Origin of the sequence: Micromonospora arida, assembly GCF_003857035.1 — a bacterium.
GTDB lineage: Bacteria > Actinomycetota > Actinomycetes > Mycobacteriales > Micromonosporaceae > Micromonospora > Micromonospora arida.
In genome coordinates, this window is the sequence record NZ_QGSY01000107.1 from 19637 (window position 1) to 38487 (window position 18851).

16 protein-coding genes are annotated in these 18851 nt (G+C 68.8%); 10 read left to right on the forward strand and 6 right to left on the reverse strand.

Going from position 1 to position 18851, the window contains the following annotated elements:
* Positions 1-215: 215 nt before the first annotated feature.
* The gene (locus DLJ58_RS05155; protein ID WP_124854095.1) at positions 216-1394 is read right to left on the reverse strand and encodes a MalY/PatB family protein; all 1179 of its coding nucleotides are present in this window, start codon (positions 1392-1394) and stop codon (positions 216-218) included.
* Positions 1395-1677: 283 nt separating this feature from the next.
* On the opposite strand from DLJ58_RS05155, the gene DLJ58_RS05160 reads away from it, so the two are divergent.
* The 3 genes from DLJ58_RS05160 (at position 1678) to DLJ58_RS05170 (ending at position 4444) form a co-directional block, all read left to right on the forward strand.
* Complete coding sequence (locus DLJ58_RS05160) at positions 1678-2724, forward strand: SMP-30/gluconolactonase/LRE family protein (protein ID WP_124854096.1); 1047 nt, start codon at positions 1678-1680, stop codon at positions 2722-2724.
* Between the two features lie 206 nt (positions 2725-2930).
* On the forward strand, positions 2931-3587 hold the full coding sequence (locus DLJ58_RS05165) for a haloacid dehalogenase-like hydrolase (RefSeq protein ID WP_158629547.1): 657 nt from the start codon (positions 2931-2933) through the stop codon (positions 3585-3587).
* Positions 3584-4444, forward strand: a complete 861-nt coding sequence (locus DLJ58_RS05170; RefSeq protein ID WP_124854098.1) for an oxygenase MpaB family protein — start codon at positions 3584-3586, stop codon at positions 4442-4444. Before DLJ58_RS05165 ends, DLJ58_RS05170 begins: the two co-directional genes overlap by 4 nt.
* A 137-nt stretch (positions 4445-4581) precedes the next feature.
* Here DLJ58_RS05170 and DLJ58_RS05175 read toward each other — a convergent pair whose 3' ends face one another.
* From DLJ58_RS05175 to DLJ58_RS05190, 4 genes are all read right to left on the reverse strand, one after another.
* Positions 4582-6906 carry a beta-xylosidase/alpha-l-arabinosidase gene (locus DLJ58_RS05175; RefSeq protein ID WP_124854099.1) on the reverse strand — a complete coding sequence of 775 codons (2325 nt, stop codon included), beginning with the start codon at positions 6904-6906 and terminating at the stop codon, positions 4582-4584.
* A 38-nt stretch (positions 6907-6944) separates the two neighbouring features.
* Positions 6945-7805: a carbohydrate ABC transporter permease gene (locus tag DLJ58_RS05180; protein ID WP_181539431.1), complete on the reverse strand. Its 861-nt coding sequence runs from the start codon at positions 7803-7805 to the stop codon at positions 6945-6947.
* 2 nt (positions 7806-7807) lie between these two features.
* Positions 7808-8647, reverse strand: a complete 840-nt coding sequence (locus tag DLJ58_RS05185) for a carbohydrate ABC transporter permease (protein WP_244218784.1) — start codon at positions 8645-8647, stop codon at positions 7808-7810.
* A gap of 97 nt (positions 8648-8744) precedes the next feature.
* Entirely contained in the window at positions 8745-10010 is a 1266-nt protein-coding gene (locus DLJ58_RS05190) for an ABC transporter substrate-binding protein (protein WP_244218782.1), read from the reverse strand.
* A gap of 181 nt (positions 10011-10191) precedes the next feature.
* On the opposite strand from DLJ58_RS05190, the gene DLJ58_RS05195 reads away from it, so the two are divergent.
* The 5 genes from DLJ58_RS05195 (at position 10192) to DLJ58_RS05215 (ending at position 17400) form a co-directional block, all read left to right on the forward strand.
* Positions 10192-11196, forward strand: coding sequence for a LacI family DNA-binding transcriptional regulator (locus DLJ58_RS05195; protein WP_091407044.1), 1005 nt, complete (start codon positions 10192-10194; stop codon positions 11194-11196).
* A gap of 144 nt (positions 11197-11340) precedes the next feature.
* Entirely contained in the window at positions 11341-13188 is a 1848-nt protein-coding gene (locus tag DLJ58_RS05200) for a glycoside hydrolase family 15 protein (RefSeq protein WP_124854102.1), read from the forward strand.
* Positions 13189-13317: 129 nt separating this feature from the next.
* The gene (locus DLJ58_RS05205; RefSeq protein ID WP_124854103.1) at positions 13318-13872 is read left to right on the forward strand and encodes a hypothetical protein; all 555 of its coding nucleotides are present in this window, start codon (positions 13318-13320) and stop codon (positions 13870-13872) included.
* A gap of 704 nt (positions 13873-14576) precedes the next feature.
* Entirely contained in the window at positions 14577-16751 is a 2175-nt protein-coding gene (locus DLJ58_RS05210) for a HelD family protein (RefSeq protein ID WP_124854104.1), read from the forward strand.
* A 412-nt stretch (positions 16752-17163) separates the two neighbouring features.
* Positions 17164-17400: a hypothetical protein gene (locus DLJ58_RS05215; RefSeq protein WP_124854105.1), complete on the forward strand. Its 237-nt coding sequence runs from the start codon at positions 17164-17166 to the stop codon at positions 17398-17400.
* A 146-nt stretch (positions 17401-17546) separates the two neighbouring features.
* Here the strand turns inward: DLJ58_RS05215 and DLJ58_RS33770 are convergent, their stop codons facing one another.
* Positions 17547-17693, reverse strand: coding sequence for a VOC family protein (locus DLJ58_RS33770; protein ID WP_158629548.1), 147 nt, complete (start codon positions 17691-17693; stop codon positions 17547-17549).
* Between the two features lie 44 nt (positions 17694-17737).
* Between DLJ58_RS33770 and DLJ58_RS05220 the strand changes: the two genes are divergently transcribed.
* Entirely contained in the window at positions 17738-17950 is a 213-nt protein-coding gene (locus tag DLJ58_RS05220) for a hypothetical protein (protein WP_244218783.1), read from the forward strand.
* Positions 17951-18002: 52 nt separating this feature from the next.
* Positions 18003-18665: a class I SAM-dependent methyltransferase gene (locus DLJ58_RS05225; RefSeq protein ID WP_124854106.1), complete on the forward strand. Its 663-nt coding sequence runs from the start codon at positions 18003-18005 to the stop codon at positions 18663-18665.
* Positions 18666-18851: the final 186 nt, after the last annotated feature.

The window sequence follows — 18851 nt, forward strand, 5'->3', positions numbered from 1 at the left end:
ACGGGACCGGACCGTCATCAGGTTGCGTCCCGTCGAAGAACGCTCGGAAGTCCTACCGCTCGGCCGGGCCGGGGGTGTCCCACCCGGCCGCGGCGGCGGACGGATCAGCGGGTCAGGCGTGCCGCGAAGCGGGTCGATGTCGCCAGCACCAGTAGGGCGTCGAGGCGCAACAGCCGGGGAAGGACTCGAGGCGCGGCTGCTCCCGGCCTCCGGTCTCAGTCGATGGCGCTGGTCATCCGGCGTACCGCCTCGGTGATGAGCTCCGGTGCGGTGGCCAGGTTCAGTCTCACGTGCCCGCCACCGCCGGTCCCGAAGGCCAGTCCGGAGGTCAGCGCCACCCGGCCACGGTCGAGGAACACGGCGGCCGGGTCGTCGCCGAGGCCCAGGGCGCGGCAGTCCAGCCAGGCCAGATAGGTGGCCTGACCGGGCTGGTAGCGGACGGCCGGCAGGTGCTCGGCGAGCAGCGCGGTCAGGAGCCGACGGTTGTCGTCCAGGCCGGTCAGCAGAGCGTCGAGCCACTCGCCGCCGTCGCGGAAGGCAGCGGTGTGGGCGATCACGCCGAGGTGGCTGGTGCTGACGCTGACCCCGAACGGGACACGGGCGAGATCACCGGCCGCGGCCGGGCCGGCGACCAGGAGCCCGCCGCGCAGGCCGGCCAGGTTCCATCCCTTCGAGGCGGACATCAGCGACAGGCCGTTCTCCGCGCCGGGCACCGAGAGGTACGGCACGAACCGCGCGCCCTCAGCCACCACCGGAGCGTGGATCTCGTCGGCGACCACCCGCACCCCGTGCCGCTGGGCGAGTCCGGCGACGGCGGTCAACTCGGCCGCGCTGTGCACGACGCCGGTCGGGTTGTGCGGGCTGCAGAGCAGGTACGCGGCCGGCCGTCCACCGGCGCGAGCCCGCCGGAACGCATCCTCCAGCGCGTCGAGGTCGATCCTCAGGTCCTCGCCGAGCGGTGCCTCCACGATTCGGCGGTCGGCGTGCGCCACGGACTCGTAGAACGGCGGGTAGACCGGGCAGTTGACGACCACCGCGTCCCCCGGCTCGGTGACCAGTCGCAGCGCCTCGACGACGCCGTGCATGACGTCGGGCACCAGCGCGGTGCGCTCCACTGCCAGCCCGTCCCAACCCCACCGCCGCGCGGCGAACTCGGCCACTGCCTGCGGGTACGCCGTTCCGGCGGTGTAGCCGGTGTCACCGCGCGCGACGGCGTCGGTGATCGCCCGCGCGACCGGCTCGGCCAGGGGCACGTCCATCTCGGCCACCCAGAGCGGCAGCACGTCGTCGGGGTACTCCCGCCACTTGAGGCTCGTCCGCTTCCGGAGTTGGTCGATCGTGAGCTGGCGAAGGGGATTGACCGCAGTCCGGGAACCACTGAGCAGGCCACTCATGTCCCCACCCTATTCCCTGCCTCCGGCCCGACGCCCCGGGTCACCCACTGATTTGTCCACTGTGGTCGTACCGGAAGGATTTCCGGAGGCTTTTTGGCATTGACCAGCGTCTTTGTATGCGATCCCCGATCCGTCTCGGAATCGACGGCGAAAGACTGCTGCGGGTTGCCAGTTCATAACCTAGGCTCCCGAATACCCACATCGACGGCCCGCCCTCACGCCGTGCCAGCCACCGACCTCGCACGCCGGCCATCGCAACCCTCGACGCCGATTGGAGTATTCGATGACCTGGCGTCCCACCATTGCCGCACTGGCCGGCCTGTGCCTCGCGGTCAGCGCCACCCCGTTGCCCGCCGGTGCTGCCGTCGACGCTGCGCGTGTCAGCGCTCACGCCGCACTCGTCGGTCCGCCCGGAGCACCGCCCGGGGTCTGCCCGACGGGGGCCGGTTACGGTCCACCGCTGCCGGCCAGCACCGTGACCGCCCCCCGAATCCAGGGCGGGTTCACGTTCCTCGAAGGACCGGTCTGGGTCGCCGACGGTGGCTACCTGCTGATGTCCGACATGACCGCCGGCACCGGGCCGTACAACGTCCAGCCGTCGACGATCCGCCGGTTCACCCCGTCGGCGAGCTTCGACACGTTCATCGCCGACGCCGGCAGCAACGGCCTGGCACTCAGCGCCGACGGCCAGCAGCTCGTCGCGGCCACCCACGACCAGCGGAGCGTGTCCGCGTACCGGTTGAGCGACAGGGCCCGCAGCACCGTCGCGGCGAACTACCAGGGCCGGGCGTTCAATTCGCCGAACGACGTCGCGGTCCGTTCCGACGGCGTCGTCTTTTTCACCGACCCCAACTTCCAGCGCGGCAACCGCTCCGACCAGATGAGCGGACGTACCAGCGTCTTCCGCGTCTCCAGCGGGCAGGTGTCACTGGTCGACGACCGGTTGCGCCAACCCAACGGCATCTCGCTCTCGCCGGACGGGACCGCGCTGTACGTGGGCGCCTACTCCGAGAACAAGATCTACAAGTACGCGGTCCAGCCCGACGGCAGCATCGGCGCCCGCAGCGTCTTCGTGAACTACATCGGCGGCCCGGACGGCGGCACGATCGACTGCGCCGGCAACGTGTACTGGACCTCGGGCGGGGACTCCCTGGTCCACGTCTACTCCCCCACGGGCATCCAGCTCGGCACGATCCGCTCCGGCGGCTCCGGCACGACCAATGTGGCGTTCGGCGGCCCCGACCGGCAGACCCTCTTCGTCACGTCGGGCCGGTGGGGCGACTCCGGGTTGTACAGCGTGCGACTCAACGTCCCCGGATATCCGTACTGACCGACGGCGGGATGGCGCGCCGCCTCCGTCGTAGCCTGACGAGGCGGCGCGCTATCCGGCGCCGTCGAGGTGCTCGACCTGATCGCGGTGCTACCGACCACGGCCGCGCCGACCTGACCCACCCGACCACCCGTAGACTCGGCTCATGGCGAACCGCCCGTGGCACCAGGGTCGGTAGACCAGTGAGGGCGTCGACCGCAGATACCGTGATCTTCGATTTCGACGGTGTACTGCTACGGGGGGACGCGTTCGGGCTGTTCCTGCGACGCACTGCCTTCGCGGGTGCTCGGCTGCCGCTCGCCGTCGCCGCGCTCGTCCTGCTCGCGCCCATCGCCACCATTCCCACCTTCCGTCCGTGGGCGGCGCGGTGGGTGAGCCGAATCGGCTTGTTGGGCCGGAACGCGGAGGAGTTGCGGGCGGAGTTGGAACGCTTCGGCGCGGAGCTCGGTGAGGAGCCAGGGCGGATCATCGCGCCCGGTCTACGGATGATCCGTACCCATCTCGCCGCCGGCGACCGGGTCATCGTGGTGACCGCGTGCGAGCACACCCTGGCGCGGGCGGTGCTCGACGCGATCGGCCTCGCCGGGGTCGAGCTCGTGGCCTCGCGCATTCGCGGCCCGAGGCTGATCGTGCACAACCACGGGGCGACCAAGATGGCGCAGCTCGCCGGCCAGGGGGTGACGCCACCGTGGCGGGTGGCCTACAGCGATTCGCTGTCGGATCTGCCCATCCTCGGCGCCGCCGAGCAGCCCGTACTGGTCAACGCGAACGCGCGTCAGGTCGCTCGGGCGCGCCGGTTACTCGGCGCCAGGCTGACCACCGTCACCTGGTTGGCTGGCCAGGGCCCGGAGGTCCGCCGATGAGGGGCCGCTACGACAACCTGACGCGCACCCGTGCTCTCGACCCGGAGCATGACTACCTGGTCATCTACCAGACCATGCTGCGCCACGAGTTTCCGTGGGACATGAAGCTCGGGCTCAACCTCGCCTTCAACCGTTCGTTCTCCATCCCCGCGATCGCCACCGTGCACACCGCCACTGGCGAGCTGACCGAACGCACCCAGAAGCGGATCGACGACACCGGTCTGCTGATGTACGAGATGGTGCTCAACGGCTTCGACCAGCCTCGGGGCCGCGAGGCGTTGCGGCGCGTCAACCAGATCCACCGCCCGTACGACATCAGCAACGACGACTTCCGCTACGTCCTCGGCTGCCTGGTCGTGACCCCGACCCGCTGGTTGCAGGGGTACGGCTGGCGTCCACCCTGCTGCCACGAACGGCACGCCACGTACCTGTTCTACCGGGAACTCGGCCGACGAATGCGCATCACCGACATCCCTGGGTCGTACGACGAGTTCGAGACCTGGTTCGACGCGTACGACGCAGCTCACCTGCAACCCAACGACGACGCGGCGGCCATCGAACGCGCCACCCGCATGCTGATGCTCACCCGGATCCCCCGGATGCTCGCTCCACTGGGAAACGCGCTGGTCAGCGCCCTGTATGACGCGCCGCTGCGGAGCGCAACGCGGGTCGACACGCCGGCCTGGCCGGTCCGGGCGGGGTTGCACCTGGCCTTGCGGACGCGCTCACGGTTGCAGCGGTGGTTCGGTGCACCACGGACGACGGCGTTGTTCGCCGATGGGATCAAGGCCAAGAGCTACCCCGACGGGTACGAGATCAGCCAGCTCGGCCCGCACCAGGACGGGGTGCGGGAGTAGCACGTCGGTAGTGCCGGTGTCGCCGGCTCGGACGCGCGCCGGCCCTGCGCTGCCCGTGCGGGTTCACTGCCGAGAACCGGCACGGGAGTGGGGCCGGTCCGCCGACTGTCCACTGGGGACAACCGGCGGACCGGCTCTCAGCGCACGTCGATGGTGGTCCAGCGTGGGGAGGTGTTGGTGACCGGGACGGTGTCACCGACCAGCGTGGTCACCGCCTCGGCGTCCCGCCGCGCGCTGGTGCCGACCCACAACTCGACGTCACCGGGCTCCACGACGCGGGTGAACGTGCGGTCGGAGAAGGCCAGACGGGTGGTGGGCACGGTCAGCTCGACCGTGACGGACTGGCCCGGTTCCAGATGGACTCGCCGGTAGCCGAGCAGCTGCGCCACCGGCCGGGTCACCGAGGCGACCACGTCGCGACCGTAGAGCTGGACCACGTCGTCGCCGGCGACCGCGCCGGTGTTCGTCACCCGCACGGTCACCCCTACCGCCCCGCTGGTGGGCACCGTGCCGGGCACGGTGAGCTCGTCGTACGCGAATGTCGTGTAGGACAGGCCGTGGCCGAACGGCGCCACGGGCGTCGCCAGCAGGTTGGTCCCCGCGTTGCCCGCACCGAGGGTGGGGTGCAGGTAGGAGTACGGCTGCGCGCCGGCCGACCCGGGCAGGGTCACGGGCAGCCGGCCCGACGGATTGACCCGCCCGGAGAGCACCCCCGCGATCGCCCCGGCGCCCTCCTCGCCCGGGAAGAACGCCTGCACCACCGCCGCGCAGCGCGCGAGCGCCCAGCCGACGGCGTACGGCCGGCCGGTGACCAGCACGAGGACGACCGGTGTGCCGGTCGCCAGCACCGACTCGACCAGTTCACGCTGGACGCCGGGCAGCTCCAGGTCGTCCCGGTCGCAGCCTTCGCCGACCGTGCCGCGTCCGAAGAGGCCGGCGTGGTCGCCGACGACGAGGACGGCCACGTCCGCGCCGGCGGCCGTCGCGACGGCCTCGTCGAAGCCGGATCTGTCGTCGGTGTCCACGTCGCAGCCGCGTGCCCAGGTGACGAGATCGCCGCCGAACTCGGCCCGCACGGCGTCGAGCACTGTCGGCACGTCGATGCCGGCCTCCGCGCCGGGGTGCTGGACGAGGACGTGGTTGAGGAATGAGTAGCACCCGAAGAGCGCGCTCTGCCGGTCGGCGTTCGGGCCGATGAGGGCCACCCGTTGCCCGGTGGGCAGCGGCAGCGCGTCCCGGTTGGCGACCAGCACGATCGATTCCTCGGCGAGCCGGCGGGCGATCGACCGGTGCTCGGGCGAGTCGAGGTCGATCGCCTGGGGCGGCTCGTCGTTGAAGGTCGCGTCGAGCAGACCCAGGTCCTGCTTCTGGCGCAGCACCCGCAGCACCGCGCGGTCGATGAGCGCCTCGTCGAGCTTGCCCGCCCGCACCGACTCCCCCAGGGTCAGAAAGGCGTCGCCGGTCGGCAGTTCGACGTCGAGACCGGCGGTCAACGCCTGTCCGGCCGCGTCCGCGTGATCGCTCGCCACGTGGTGCAGCAGGTTCAGGAACGCGACCCCGTAGTAGTCGGCCACCACTGTGCCGTCGAAGCCCCACTGGTCGCGCAGGATGCCGGTCAGCATCGTCGGGTCGGCGGCGACGGGCACCCCGTCGATCTCGGTGTACGAGTGCATGACACTGCGGGCGTCGCCGTCGATGATCGCCATCTCGAACGGGGGGAGCAGCACGTCGGCCAGTTCCCGGCGGCCGATGTGCACCGGGCCGAAGTTGCGCCCGGCGCGCGAGGCGGAGTAACCGGCGAAGTGCTTGAGGGTGGCGTGCACCCCCTGCGACTGAAGGCCGCGCACGTACGACGTGCCGATGGTGCCGACCAGGTACGGGTCTTCGGCGATGCACTCGTCCACCCGGCCCCAGCGGGGGTCACGGATCACGTCGAGCACCGGTGAGAGCCCCTGGTGTACGCCCAGGGCCCGCATCGAGGAGCCGATCGCCGCCGCCATCTCGGTGACCAGTTCGGGGTCGAACGCGGCACCCCAGGCCAGTGGGGTGGGGAAGGTGGCCGCCTTCCACGCGGACAGCCCGGTGAGGCACTCCTCGTGAACGATCGCCGGGATGCCGAGCCGGGTGCCGGTGACCAGGTCCCGCTGGAACTTCCACAACCAGGCCGCGTGTTCGACCGCGTCCACGGGGCGGGTGCCGTAGGTGCGGGTGAGGTGACCGAGCCCGTGCCGGGAGAAGTCTTCGAGCTTGAAGGCGTCGCCGAACTCCCCCTGCAACGGTGCGACAGCCTCGCCGTCCTCCTTCTCCCAGAAGCCGACGAGCTGGGCGATCTTCTCCTCGATCGTCATCCGGCCGAGGAGATCGCGTAGGCGGGCCTCGCCGTCGCGCCCATCCGGTCGGCCGTGCTCCGGACCTGCCTGAGCCGGCGCCGGCCCGCCCACTACCGCGTGGACCTCAGTCATGCTGTGCCTTCCTGTGGTTGTGCCCGTACCGCTGCCGCTCAGCCCTTGACCGCACCCTGCAGACCACCGACGATCTGCTTCTCCGCGAGTGTGAAGAAGAGCAGTGCCGGCAGCATCGCCAGCGAGGTGAAGGCGAGTACGCCCGCTGTGTCGGTGGTGTACTGGCTGGAGAAGTTCTGCACGCCCAGCGGCAGGGTGTGCAGGTTGACGTCGCTGAGGACGAGCAGCGGCAGCAGGAACGAGTTCCAGCTCGCCACGAACGCCAGGACGCCAACGGTGACGAGCGCGGGCCGCGACAGCGGCATCGCGACGCGCCAGAGGAAGCCGAGCCGACTCGCACCATCGATGGCGGCGGCGTCCTCCAACTCTCTCGGGATGGCCGAGAGGAAGGGCCGCAGGATCACGATCGTCAGTGGCAGTGAGAAGGCGACCTGCGGCAGGATCACCGCGTAGTAGGAGTTGATCAGGTTCAGGTCACGCAGCATGAGGTAGAGCGGCAGGATCGCCGCCCCGGCCGGAAACAGCAGGCCGAGGGTGAAGAAGGTGTAGAGCCCTTCCCGCCCGCGGAAGCTGTAGCGGGCGAGCACGAACGCGGCGGCCAGGCCGAGCACGACCACGGCGAGCGTGGTTCCCAGGGCGATGACCGCGCTGTTGAACGCCTGTTGCCAGAAGTTGCTCTGGGTCAGCACCCGGGCGTAGTTGTCCCAGACGAACGGGTCGGGCAGGCCGGCCGGGTCCGCGACGATCTGCGGTGTGGTGCGGAAACCGCCGATGACCACGTAGATGACCGGGGCGATCGACACCGCAGCGATCGCGAGCGCGAGCGCGTAGGTGAGCGGCGTGCCCCAGGAGACCTGACGGCGTCCGGTGGACGGGGGGAGAACCGAGTTCACGGCCATCGTCACTTCGCCCTTCCGGTGATGGCGCCCTCGATGTCGCGGCGAAGCAGGAACCGCTGGAACAGCAGCGCCGCCACGAAGGAGATGACGAACAGGATTACCGCCACAGCGTTGCCGTAGCCCCACAGCCGGGCGAAGAACCCGTTGTCCACCATGTATGTCGCCATGGTGGCCGATGCGCCGAGGGACCGCACCGCGGGCACCGAGGTCACCCAGATCATGTCGAAGATCTGCAGCGAGCCGATCATGGACAGGAACATCCAGATCCGGATCGTCGGGCCGAGCAGCGGGATCGTGACGTGCCGTTGGATCTGCCACCAGCTCGCGCCGTCGATGGCCGCCGCCTCGGTCAGCTCGTCGGGCACATTGGACAGCCCGGCGAGGAGCAGGATGATGGCGAAGCCGACGTATTTCCAGGTGAGGATGGCCAGCAGGGTCCAGATGACCACATCCAGGTCCGCCAGCCAGGCTTGCACCAGGCCGCCCATTCCCAGCGACCGCATCAGCGCGTCGACAGTGCCGTCGCCGGTCAGCAGCAGCTTCCACATGATGCCGACGGTGACCTCGGCCAGCACGTACGGCACGAACACCAGCAGGCGGAACACGGCCCGCCCACGGAAGCGACGGTTGAGCAGCAGGGCGACGCCCAGGGCGATCGGGCCCTGGATCAGCAGCGACCCGAAGACGATGATCGCGTTGTTGCGCAACGCGTCGAGGAAGATCGGGTCCTGGAAGGCGAGGGTGTAGTTCCGCAGACCGACGAACTCGGTGGGAGGCCCGACCCCGCGCCACCGGAACAGGCTGTAGTAGACCGCGAAGCCCATCGGCACCAGCACGAACATCACGTAGATCAGGACGGCCGGCGTGGTGAGCCCGATGATCTCGTACCACTTGCGGCGGTTGTCGGCTCGGCGGGCATACGGAGCTGGTTGGCGGAGGTCACTTGCTTGCGGCCGCCTTCATTGCCGAGACGACCTTCTCAGGCGTCCCGTTGCCGGCGAAGATGGCGACGATCGCGTCGTTCATCGCGTTGCCGACGGTGCTGCCGTACGCCGTGTCCAGCCAGAGCTGGACGTAGCTCGCCCCGGAGGTGGCCTCCAGGATGGACTTCAGCGCGGGGTCCTTCACGGCGTCCGCCGCGCCCTTGGCGACAGGCAGGCCGGTGCCGGTCTCGGCGTAGCCCTTCTGCACCTCGGGGCTCACGATGTACTTGAGGAACTCCACGCACTCCGCCGGGGCGTTCTTGGCGCAGGAGAACCCGTCGCCGCCGCCGAGAGCCGCCTTCGGGTCACCCGGGGAACCGGCGATCGCCGGCACCGGGAACCAGCCGAGGAACGAGGCCAGCTTCGCCTTGTCCGTGGTGACGGTGTCCAGCGTGCCGCGGTTCCAGTCACCCATGAGCTCCATCGCGGCCTTGCCGTTGGCGAGCATGCCGTTGGCGCTGGTCGGGTCGTTCTGGCCCGGCGTGGCGATGAAGTTGGGCTGGAACGGCTTGGTGTCGATGAACGCCTTCAGGTCCTGGCCGGCCTTCACGAAGCACGGATCGTCGAAGTTCTTCTCCGCGGAGGCCTTCTTGAGGGCGTCGACCGAACAGGCGCGCAGCGCCATGTTGTACCACCAGTGCGCGGCCGGCCACTTGTCACCGGCACCCACGGCGATCGGAATGACGTTGATCGCCTTGAGCTTGGTGACAGCGGTGTTGAGCTCTTCGAAGGTGGTCGGCGGAGCCGCGATGCCCGCCTTGGCGAACATCTCCTTGTTGTACCAGATGCCCTCGATGCCCATCCGGAACGGCAGGCCGTACTGCTTGCCCTTGACCTGCCAGATCTCCGCGGCGCTGCCGATGTCGCCGACCTCGGTCTTGGTCTGGTCGGTGATCTCCTTGAGGTAGTCGGCCTCCACCTGCTCGCTCATCTCGCCGCCGCCCCAGGCCTGGAAGATGTCCGGCGGGTCGCTGCTCAGCAGCGCGGCAGGGAGCCGGGTGCGCTGGAGCTGGTTCGTCTCGATCGCCTCGATCTCGATCTTGACAGTGGGGTGAAGTGCGGAGAAGTCCTTGGCGACCTTCTCCCAGTAGGTCTTGCCGGGCCCGTCCTGGGAGGCGTTGTGCCACCAGCTCAGGGTCACCGGGTCCTTGTACAGCTCGCTCTGAGGGGCCGCCTCTTCGCCGCCGCCGGAACACCCGGCGAGGACGACAACACTTGTCATTAACAGTGCCAGAACGGCACTCGCACGCCGCTTCATTGCCATCGATGTCTCCTCGACTAGTCAGTCGCGGTACTCGGCCTGCGGCGAAGTTTTACAGTCATGTAACTTGATGTCAATCGGTATCGATAACGTTTTCGAGTCGCTGGCGACGCGCCGCCGACGGGGCCCTATCATCATCGACGTGGTGTTTCAGCAGCGCGTCAAGATGTCGGATGTGGCACGTACTGCCGGCGTCTCGGTCGCGACCGTGTCCAAGGTCGTCAACGGCCGCTACGGCGTGGCCCAGGCAACCGTGGAGCGCGTCCAGCAGGTCATCCACGAGCTCGGCTACGAGGCGAGCCTGGGGGCGCAGAGCCTGCGTAGCCACCGCACCAACGTGCTCGGCATCCTGGTCGCCGAGTTCGAGCCGTTCTCGACCGAGCTGCTCAAGGGGGCGTCACAGGAGGTCGCCGGGAGCGGATACCAGCTGCTGGCCTACTCCAGCGGGGACGGCGAGGGCGCCGCCGTGGGGTGGGAGCGACGCTCGCTGGCCCGGCTCTCCGGCACACTCATCGACGGCGCCGTGATCGTCACGCCGACCGTGGTCGAGACCGAACACAGTTTCCACGTCGTGGCCGTCGACCCACACACCGGACCGTCCGACCTGCCCACCGTCGATTCGGACAACTTCGCCGGCGCCGTGCTGGCGACCAACTACCTGCTGTCCCTCGGCCACACGCGGATCGGGCACATCAGTGGACGCACCGACCTGAAGTCCGCGCAGCTGCGCGAGGCCGGCTTCCGCAGTGCGATGGCCGACGCCGGCGTGCCGGTGGACGAGCGGCTGGTCCGCGTCGGCGGGTTCCGGATCGAGAGCGCCGCCGGCACCGCCGCGGAGCTCCTCGCCCTCACCGACCGACCGAGCGCGATCTTCGCGGGTAACGACCTCTCCGCGATCTCCACGATGACCGTGGCCCGCGACATGGGCCTGTCGGTGCCCGACGACCTGTCGGTGATCGGCTTCGACAACGTACCGGAGTCGGCGCTGGTCAACCCGCCGTTGACGACCATCATGCAGCCGCTGCAACGGATGGGCGCCGAGGCGTTGCGCCTGCTGGTCGACCTGATCGCCGGCGTCGAACGCGACACCCACATCCGGCTCCCCACCGAGCTGGTCATCCGTTCCTCCTGCCGCCCGCTGCACTGACGCCCGGGGGCGGAAGCGCAGGACCCCGGCCGTCACCGTGGCTCGTGGGGGTACGCGACAGGGTGGCGGAACGTGAATCTCACCTAAGTCGACAATTCCTCCCCTAAATTCGGTCCGCAGGACGCAGCCGAACCGGGGAGAGACGTGGACAGCTATCCGGCGATCGAGGATCACGGGCTCATCGGCGACCTGCAGACCGCCGCGCTGGTGACATGCGACGGGACGGTCGACTGGTTCTGCGCGCCGCGGTTCGACTCGCCGAGCATCTTCGCCGCCCTGCTCGACAAGGAGAAGGGCGGCTACTTCCGGATCGCGCCGCACGACGTGCGGTACGTGACCAAGCAGCTCTATCTCCCCGGCACACCCATCCTGATCACCCGGTTCATCAGCGCCGACGGGGTGGCCGAGGTCATGGACTTCATGCCGGTCACCGGCGAGCGGGCCACCGACGCGCATCGGCTGGTCCGCACCGTCACCATGGTCCGAGGCAGCATGCGCTTCCGGGTGGAGTGCCGGCCGCGGTTCGACTACGCCCGCGAAGAGCATCAGCTTGAGCGCCACCACAACGGCTACGTCTTCCGCAGCCGGTCGGCGGCGCTGACGTTCCACCCGGTCGACCCCGTGCGGCGGTTGATCTCCGAACAGGGTGACGTCCACCTTGAGGGCGGCGACCTGGTCGCGTACGGCACGCTGAACGAGGGCGACACGGGCGGGGTGGTCCTGGAGACGGGCGGCGCCGAACCGCGCATCTTCGCGCCGGAAGAGATCCAGGGCATGTTCGAGTGGACCCGGGACTACTGGCGGCGCTGGCTCGAACGTTCCCGCTACACGGGGCGCTGGCGGGAGATGGTCGAGCGCTCGGCCATCACGCTCAAACTCATGACGTACGCGCCGACCGGCGCGATGATCGCCGCACCCACCACCGCGCTGCCCGAACTCGTCGGCGGAACCCGCAACTGGGACTACCGCTACACCTGGGTTCGCGACACGTCGTTCTCGGTGCACGCGCTGCTCGGCCTCGGCTTCACCGAGGAGGTCAGCCAGTACATGAACTGGCTGGACGAGCGGATCCGCGAGGCCGGCGACCACCAGGACCCGCTGAAGATCATGTACCGGGTGGACGGCTCCTCCGACCTGCACGAGGAGGTGCTGGACCATCTGGAGGGCTACCGAGGCTCCCGGCCGGTGCGGATCGGCAACGGCGCCGCCGACCAGCTCCAGCTCGACATCCACGGCGAGGCCCTCTACGCCATGCACCTCGCCGACGAGCAGGGCATCCGCGTCTCGCACCAGGTGTGGAAGAGCACCGTCCGGCTGGTCGACTGGCTCTGCCACAACTGGGACCAACCCGACGCCGGCATCTGGGAGAGCCGCCACCACCCCCGCAACTACACGTTCGGTCGGGTGATGTCCTGGGTCGCGCTGGACCGGGCCATTCGGCTGGCCACCCGCACCGGCCGCCCCGGGGACATGGCCTGCTGGACCGAACAGCGCAACCGCATCTACAACCAGGTCATGGCGCGCGGATACGACCGGGCCCGCGGCACCTTCGTGCAGGCGTACGACGAGAATGTGCTGGACGCGGCGCTGCTCGCCATGCCGGCGGTCGGTTTCGTCACGCCGAGCGACCCACTGTGGCAGTCCACCTTGCAGGCGATCGAGCGCGAACTGGTCTCCGACAGCCTGGTCCACCGGTACGACCCGGTCCACTCCCCCGACGGTCTCCCGGGCCACGAGGGCACCTTCAACATGTGCACCTTCTGGTACGTCGAGGCGCTGGCCCGTTCCGGCCGCCTCGACGACGCCCGGCTCACGTTCGAGAAGATGTTCACCTTCAGCAACCACCTTGGCCTCTACGCAGAGGAGATCGCCGCGACCGGGGAGCAGATCGGCAACTATCCCCAGGCGTTCAGCCACCTCTCATTGATCAACTCAGCGCTGACGCTCAACGACCTGCTCGACACCGAGGCCGACGCCCGCCGCAGGCGGTAGCGCCAGCATGTTGCGGCCGGTCGCCGCCCACGCGGAGCCGACGGCGGGAAGGGCTTGACGCGCCCACGTCGCATCGCGCATGGTCGAAACGAATCGACCATCTCGAATGTGTGGACGCGGGGAGAACCGATGAAGGCATTCGTCACCACAGTCTCGGTTGCGGTCCTGCTGCTCCTGGCCACGGGCAGCGCATCCCACGGCCAGCCGGCGGCGGACCCGCCCTGCACCGGGCAGATCCACCCGAACCCGGGGTTCGAGCGCGGCACCACCGGCTGGACGGCCGGCCCCCGCATCGTCGTGCTCGGCGACGCGACCCGGCCCGCACACATGGGCCGCGCGTACGCCACCTTCGCCGGGCTGGACGTTTCACGTGGCGACCTGCTGCGCACCACCGTCACCGTTCCGGCCGACTGCGACCTGACGGTCCGTTTCTGGGTGCGGACCACCACCACGGAGACCAGCCGCGGCGATTACCTGAACGTCGGGCTGGCGGTCACCGGGATACCCCCGAAGACGAGGTTCTCGCTGGCCTTCGACGGCGGGGCGGAGTGGCGGCAGTACGTCATGTCGAGCGGAACCGCCACGACCGAACGCACCGCGACGGTCAGCTTCGTCGCCAGCGAGACGGCCGGCAACGGCGCCACCGCCTTCGACGTCGACGACGTGTCCTTCAGGTTGAGCTGACCTGGCGGGGCAGCCCTCGCCGACGCGGTGATCGTCCTCGCGCCGCCCGACCTCGGCCAACGTCTGCCGTAGGTCGCCTCAGCGCGGTTGAGCGGGCCACTGGGCCGTCTCGAGAGCGGGGTGGCTCTTGATCGCCTCGACCAGTTGCTCGGACTTCCCGGTCGCACAACGAAGCCCAGGGGAATACCAGTGTTGGTGGTGTCCTCGTCGAGGTTTATGCCTCCGATGATCTCCGGCGCGAGGTCGCCAGATTCGAGCCGGTGGCGATGCAGCTCGTCGTGAGTGCCCAGACCCGCAAGGCTGGGGTTCTCGTACATCGAATGAAGAACCCAGGTCGACGATTGCCGACCGGCGGCGTCGTAGCCGGTGGCCGTCTCCCGAACAGGACGGTCCGCAAGCCAGGTCAGCAGCATGGCCGGAGCTTCAACGCGTTCCATCGACACGCCGCCATCCTGCCGCACCAGGCCCCGAGGCCGAAGAGCGCCACACTGCTCGGAACAGACCCACAGAACAGATGAAGACTGGACTGTCAATAAGAAATCGGGATTGGTGAGGCCACAAGCAACGCCGGAACCGCAAGGCATTGAGATGCCGATCTCTGCCGGCTGATTTCCTGGCCGGTGAGGGAAACCAACTCTATGCTTGCCGCCGAATGCGCTGCGGCTCATCCGGGCCGAGAGTTACCCCGATACAAGGATTTGCGAATGCACCGGAAGTCTGCCCTGAGCAACGGCACCGCTGGCGTCGACGAAGTAGCACCTGACGGCCAACTGCCGGCCTCTACCGCAGAGGATGCCGCGCGTCGATCCGCGGTCGCCGAGGAACAGGCGTTTCTGGATCTGGCCACGGCCCGGCGCGACAGGCTGGCCGCTTACCTGCAGATCGAGCTTTCGTCAGAGCCGCTGGACGCGTTGGAGCGGGCCCGGCAGCGCATGCTCCGCCAGCAGTACGACGAGCTACGGCGAGCAGAGGACGGTCTGGTGTTCGGCCGCCTCGACGGCCTTGACGGCACCGTGCGCCACGTGGGCCGTGTCGGTCTCCGCAACAATGGCGAGGGCGCTGAGCCACTGCTGGTGGACTGGCGCGCTCCCGCAGCTCGGCCCTTCTACACCGCGACGGCTGTCGACCCACAGGGTCAGGCGCGGCGCCGACACATCCGCACGACGGGATCGGCCGTCGTCGGCGTGGACGACGAGCCGCTGGACGGGAGCACGACGGCGGACCTCGTCGGCGAAGGCGCTCTCCTGGCGGCCCTCGACCAGCGCCGCACCGGTCGCATGTCGACGGCGATCTCCACCCTGCAACGCGAACAGGACGACATCATCCGGGCCGAGGCGACCGGTCCGCTGGTCGTCCAGGGCGGTCCGGGCACGGGCAAGACAGTGGTCGCCCTGCACCGCGTCGCGTACCTGCTGTTCACCCACCGAAAGATGGCCGAGCAGGCGGTCCTGGTCCTGGGCCCCTCGCCGCGGTTCCTCCAGTACATCGCCCAGGTGCTGCCGGCGCTCGGTGAGACAGCCGTCGTCTCGGCGACCTGCGACACCCTACTGGCCGACGTCCAGGTTGGTCGCGACGAGAGCCGCCTTCTGGCCGAAATCAAGGGCCGCGCCCTCTGGCAGCCCACGCTCGAAAGCTACGTCGCGTCGCTGCTCCCCCGACCGCGCGAGCTGAAGCTGCGCTGGGAGGGCGAGTTCTACGCCATTCCCGCCGCAACTGTGGCGCAGGCGCTCGCCTCGGCGACGCAGGGGCGCCCGTACCACCGCGCCCGCGCGGCGTTCGCCGAGCAGTTGCACCACCTCCTGGCCGATGTCGTCGCCGAGCAACGCGAGACGCTGATGGAGGAGATGGAGGAAGGCTTCGAGGAGATCCTCGCCCGCGTCGACAAGGGCATGGAGCATGACCACTCCCCCACCCGGACGTCCACCGGCAGCGACATCGACGGGTTGCTCTCCGAGGAGGAAGTCGAGCAGCTTCGTTGTCGTATCGCCGAGAACGCCACCATCGCCCGGTTCATCGAGGCATGGTGGCCCACCCTCGACCCCGAAACCCTGCTGGGTGATTTCCTGACCGACTGCACCCTGCTGGCCCGGTTCGCCCCACAGCTGTCCCCCGAGGAGATCACGGCCGTCGCGGCCGAGCCCACTCCATGGGCATCGAGCGACATCCCTCTGCTCGACGCCCTCGCCGACCTGCTCGGCGAGGTCGACACCCCGCAACCACAGGGCGAGTTCCTCGCCGATCGCGCTCGCCGCCAGCGCGGATGGGTGTACGGCCACGTCGTCATCGACGAGGCGCAGGAGCTGTCCGAGATGCAGTGGCAGATGGTCCTGCGGCGCTGTCCCAGTCGCTCCATCACCGCCGTCGGCGACATCGACCAGGCAGAGGCCGCGCACCGGCACACCAGCTGGGCGAAAGCGGTGCGGGCTGCCTTCGGAGACCGCTGGACCGGCGCGGAACTCACCATCTGCTACCGGACCCCGCGCGAGGTCATGGACCTCACCGGACCGGTCTTGAAGAAGGCTGGCAGCCACAACACTCCGCCACGAGCGGTACGCTCCTCCGGCATCGCCCCCTGGGAGCGCACGATCACACCGGCTGAGCTTGCCGGCGCCGCCGTGGAAGCAGCGCGGCAGTTGCAACAACGGTGGCATGGCGGCACGGTCGGCGTCATCGCCCCCGCGGACCGCATCGCCACACTTCAAGCCGTGCTGAGTGATGTGCCAGTGCTCAGCGCCACCCAGTCCAAGGGACTGGAATGGGACGCGACGCTCCTCATCGACCCTCATGGAATCGCCGCCGAACCGCGCGGTTGGAACGGCCTCTACGTCGCGCTCACCCGATGCACCCAGGAACTCGGACAGCTGACACTGACGCACTAGTCGTGACACTCATGACGTTCGTGGAGGCTGGGAGCACCGCTGCCGACCGTCCGAGGCGCACGCTGTGATCCTGAACCAGACACGGTCGCTCACGTCTCGACGAGCGGTCGGAACAAGCCCGAACAAGCCCGTGAGCAGCCCGGACAAGCGCGCTTGTGTTCGGGACAGCCATCGGCGGTAGCGACCGCCCATTCAGCGCCCATACGCTGAACGCCAATCACCCGTGACGCTGGCGAATCGAAGCTGGGAAACGATTTTCGCCCATACGGGTGCGGCCCTCGGGCATGTTCGGCAATCCGTCATCGCTGCCTGCTCATCCAAACGGCAGCCGCGCAGTTATGGAGGCGAAATCTTGAAAAGATCACTGCTAGCGCTGGCAGCAGCCATCGTACTTCCGCTGAGTACGCTGGCCGTGCCGACTCCCGCGTTCGCTGCGGGTTGCACGACTACGCCGTACATCGAAATGCGGTTCGCCGAAGCCCCGTGGCGCTACGGCTACAGCAGTTCGTCCAGGGTGGCCGGATACGCGTACCCCGAATACACCTACATCATGGACGGGCGCTGCACCAGCCCGGCCGGCCTCTTGTGGTACCGACGGGCTGCAGATCCAAGTGTGGTGTACATCTACAGCGCGCACCGGATCGACTAGCTTCGCACCCTGAGAAGGCATTCGGGGTGGCCACTGGGTCGAAGCGCTCTCCGCGCCGGGATGATTGGGCCCTCCGCGGGTCGTATCGTTCCGCTACGGAGGGCGCTTTCCCGATCCACTGCTGGGTCGCTGCCAGGTCGCGCGGCTCAGCCGCGTAGGCAGAAGGGATGGCCAGCCGGGTCGCGCAGGACGCGAAAGCGTTCCGGCGCGGGTTGTTGTTCTTCTCTGACGGCTCCGAGTTCGATCGCACGCGCCTCGGCATCATCGAGGTCATCGGGCTCGTCGACGGCCATGTCGAAGTGGATCTGCTGTGATCGTTCGCCCGTGGGCCAGGTCGGTGGCCGGTAGCCGACGCACCGGCAGCGGCGACCTGTTCGTCAACCCGCTGATGGCGATCTACTTCACCGTCGATCTCGACAAACTCGCGGCCCGATGCCTCTACCTCGACCGCATCGAGAACACCATCGGCAGACGGCAGGTCATCACACGCATCCAAGCGTTCCGCGACGAGCTTCTCGGCGCACGCATCCCCCGCGCTTTCCCGCACTGATCGCCCGGACGGCGGCAGGTGCGGGTGTCCATGGGCCCCTACAGTCCTCTCCGTGGACGCCAAGACCGCAGAGTTACGCGCCGCGCACGACGTCCTCGCCGAGCTCTATGCGGAACGCCTGACCGACGCTCTGGATCGCATGCCCGCGGAGAGGGCCGTCCTCGACCTGTTCTGCGTACTGGCGCTTGCCGCGGGGCGGGGCACCGACGTCGGCGACATCGGTTGCGGAACGGGGCGCCTCGCGCCCTACCTGGCAGCCAGGGGCCTGGCGCCCTGGGGAGTCGACCTCTCACCCGAGATGATCCGCGTGGCCCGCCGCGACCATGGGGCTTACCGATTCGACGTTGCCGACCTGCGTGAGCTGCCCTTCGAGGACGCGTCGCTGGTAGGCGTGGTCTGCTGGTACTCCCTCATCTTCCTGGCACCGGCCGATCGACAAGCCGCCCTCGGCGAGCTGTATCGCGTCGTCAAGCCGGGCGGCTATCTGGTGACCGCCTTCAAGGCCGGGACCAGTCAGGTCCGACGCGCGGGGCGCAGCAGCAATCTTGGCGTCGAGTTCGACCTCTACTGGCAGACACCGCAGGAGATGGAACAAGGTGTCACCGACGCTGGCTTCACCACCGTGTTCTGGGGTGGCGTCCCTGCCGATGCACCGGACAGCCCCGCCCAGGGATATCTCCTCGCCCATAAACCTGTGGCCCAGGCACCGCGTTGACAACGGCACGTCAGAGCAGGCCGGCGCGGTGTCACCTGGTTCGTCACTCAACTAGATCGCGCCGTCCTCCAGCTTGCTGAGCATCACCTCGACGTCACCGGATCGGATCATCTCTCCCAGGGCCGCCACCATCGCCTCGACTCCGGGCCTCGGAATGATGACCAGGTCGGAGCACCAGAAGTATCG

Coding starts and splice junctions, on each gene's coding strand:
- DLJ58_RS05155 (WP_124854095.1), bottom strand. CDS start 1,394: ATGAGTGGCCTGCTCAGTGGTTCCCGGACTGCGGTCAATCCCCTTCGC.
- DLJ58_RS05160 (WP_124854096.1), top strand. CDS start 1,678: ATGACCTGGCGTCCCACCATTGCCGCACTGGCCGGCCTGTGCCTCGCG.
- DLJ58_RS05170 (WP_124854098.1), top strand. CDS start 3,584: ATGAGGGGCCGCTACGACAACCTGACGCGCACCCGTGCTCTCGACCCG.
- DLJ58_RS05175 (WP_124854099.1), bottom strand. CDS start 6,906: ATGACTGAGGTCCACGCGGTAGTGGGCGGGCCGGCGCCGGCTCAGGCA.
- DLJ58_RS05180 (WP_181539431.1), bottom strand. CDS start 7,805: ATGGCCGTGAACTCGGTTCTCCCCCCGTCCACCGGACGCCGTCAGGTC.
- DLJ58_RS05185 (WP_244218784.1), bottom strand. CDS start 8,647: ATGTTCGTGCTGGTGCCGATGGGCTTCGCGGTCTACTACAGCCTGTTC.
- DLJ58_RS05190 (WP_244218782.1), bottom strand. CDS start 10,010: ATGACAAGTGTTGTCGTCCTCGCCGGGTGTTCCGGCGGCGGCGAAGAG.
- DLJ58_RS05205 (WP_124854103.1), top strand. CDS start 13,318: ATGAAGGCATTCGTCACCACAGTCTCGGTTGCGGTCCTGCTGCTCCTG.
- DLJ58_RS05210 (WP_124854104.1), top strand. CDS start 14,577: ATGCACCGGAAGTCTGCCCTGAGCAACGGCACCGCTGGCGTCGACGAA.
- DLJ58_RS33770 (WP_158629548.1), bottom strand. CDS start 17,693: ATGGCCGTCGACGAGCCCGATGACCTCGATGATGCCGAGGCGCGTGCG.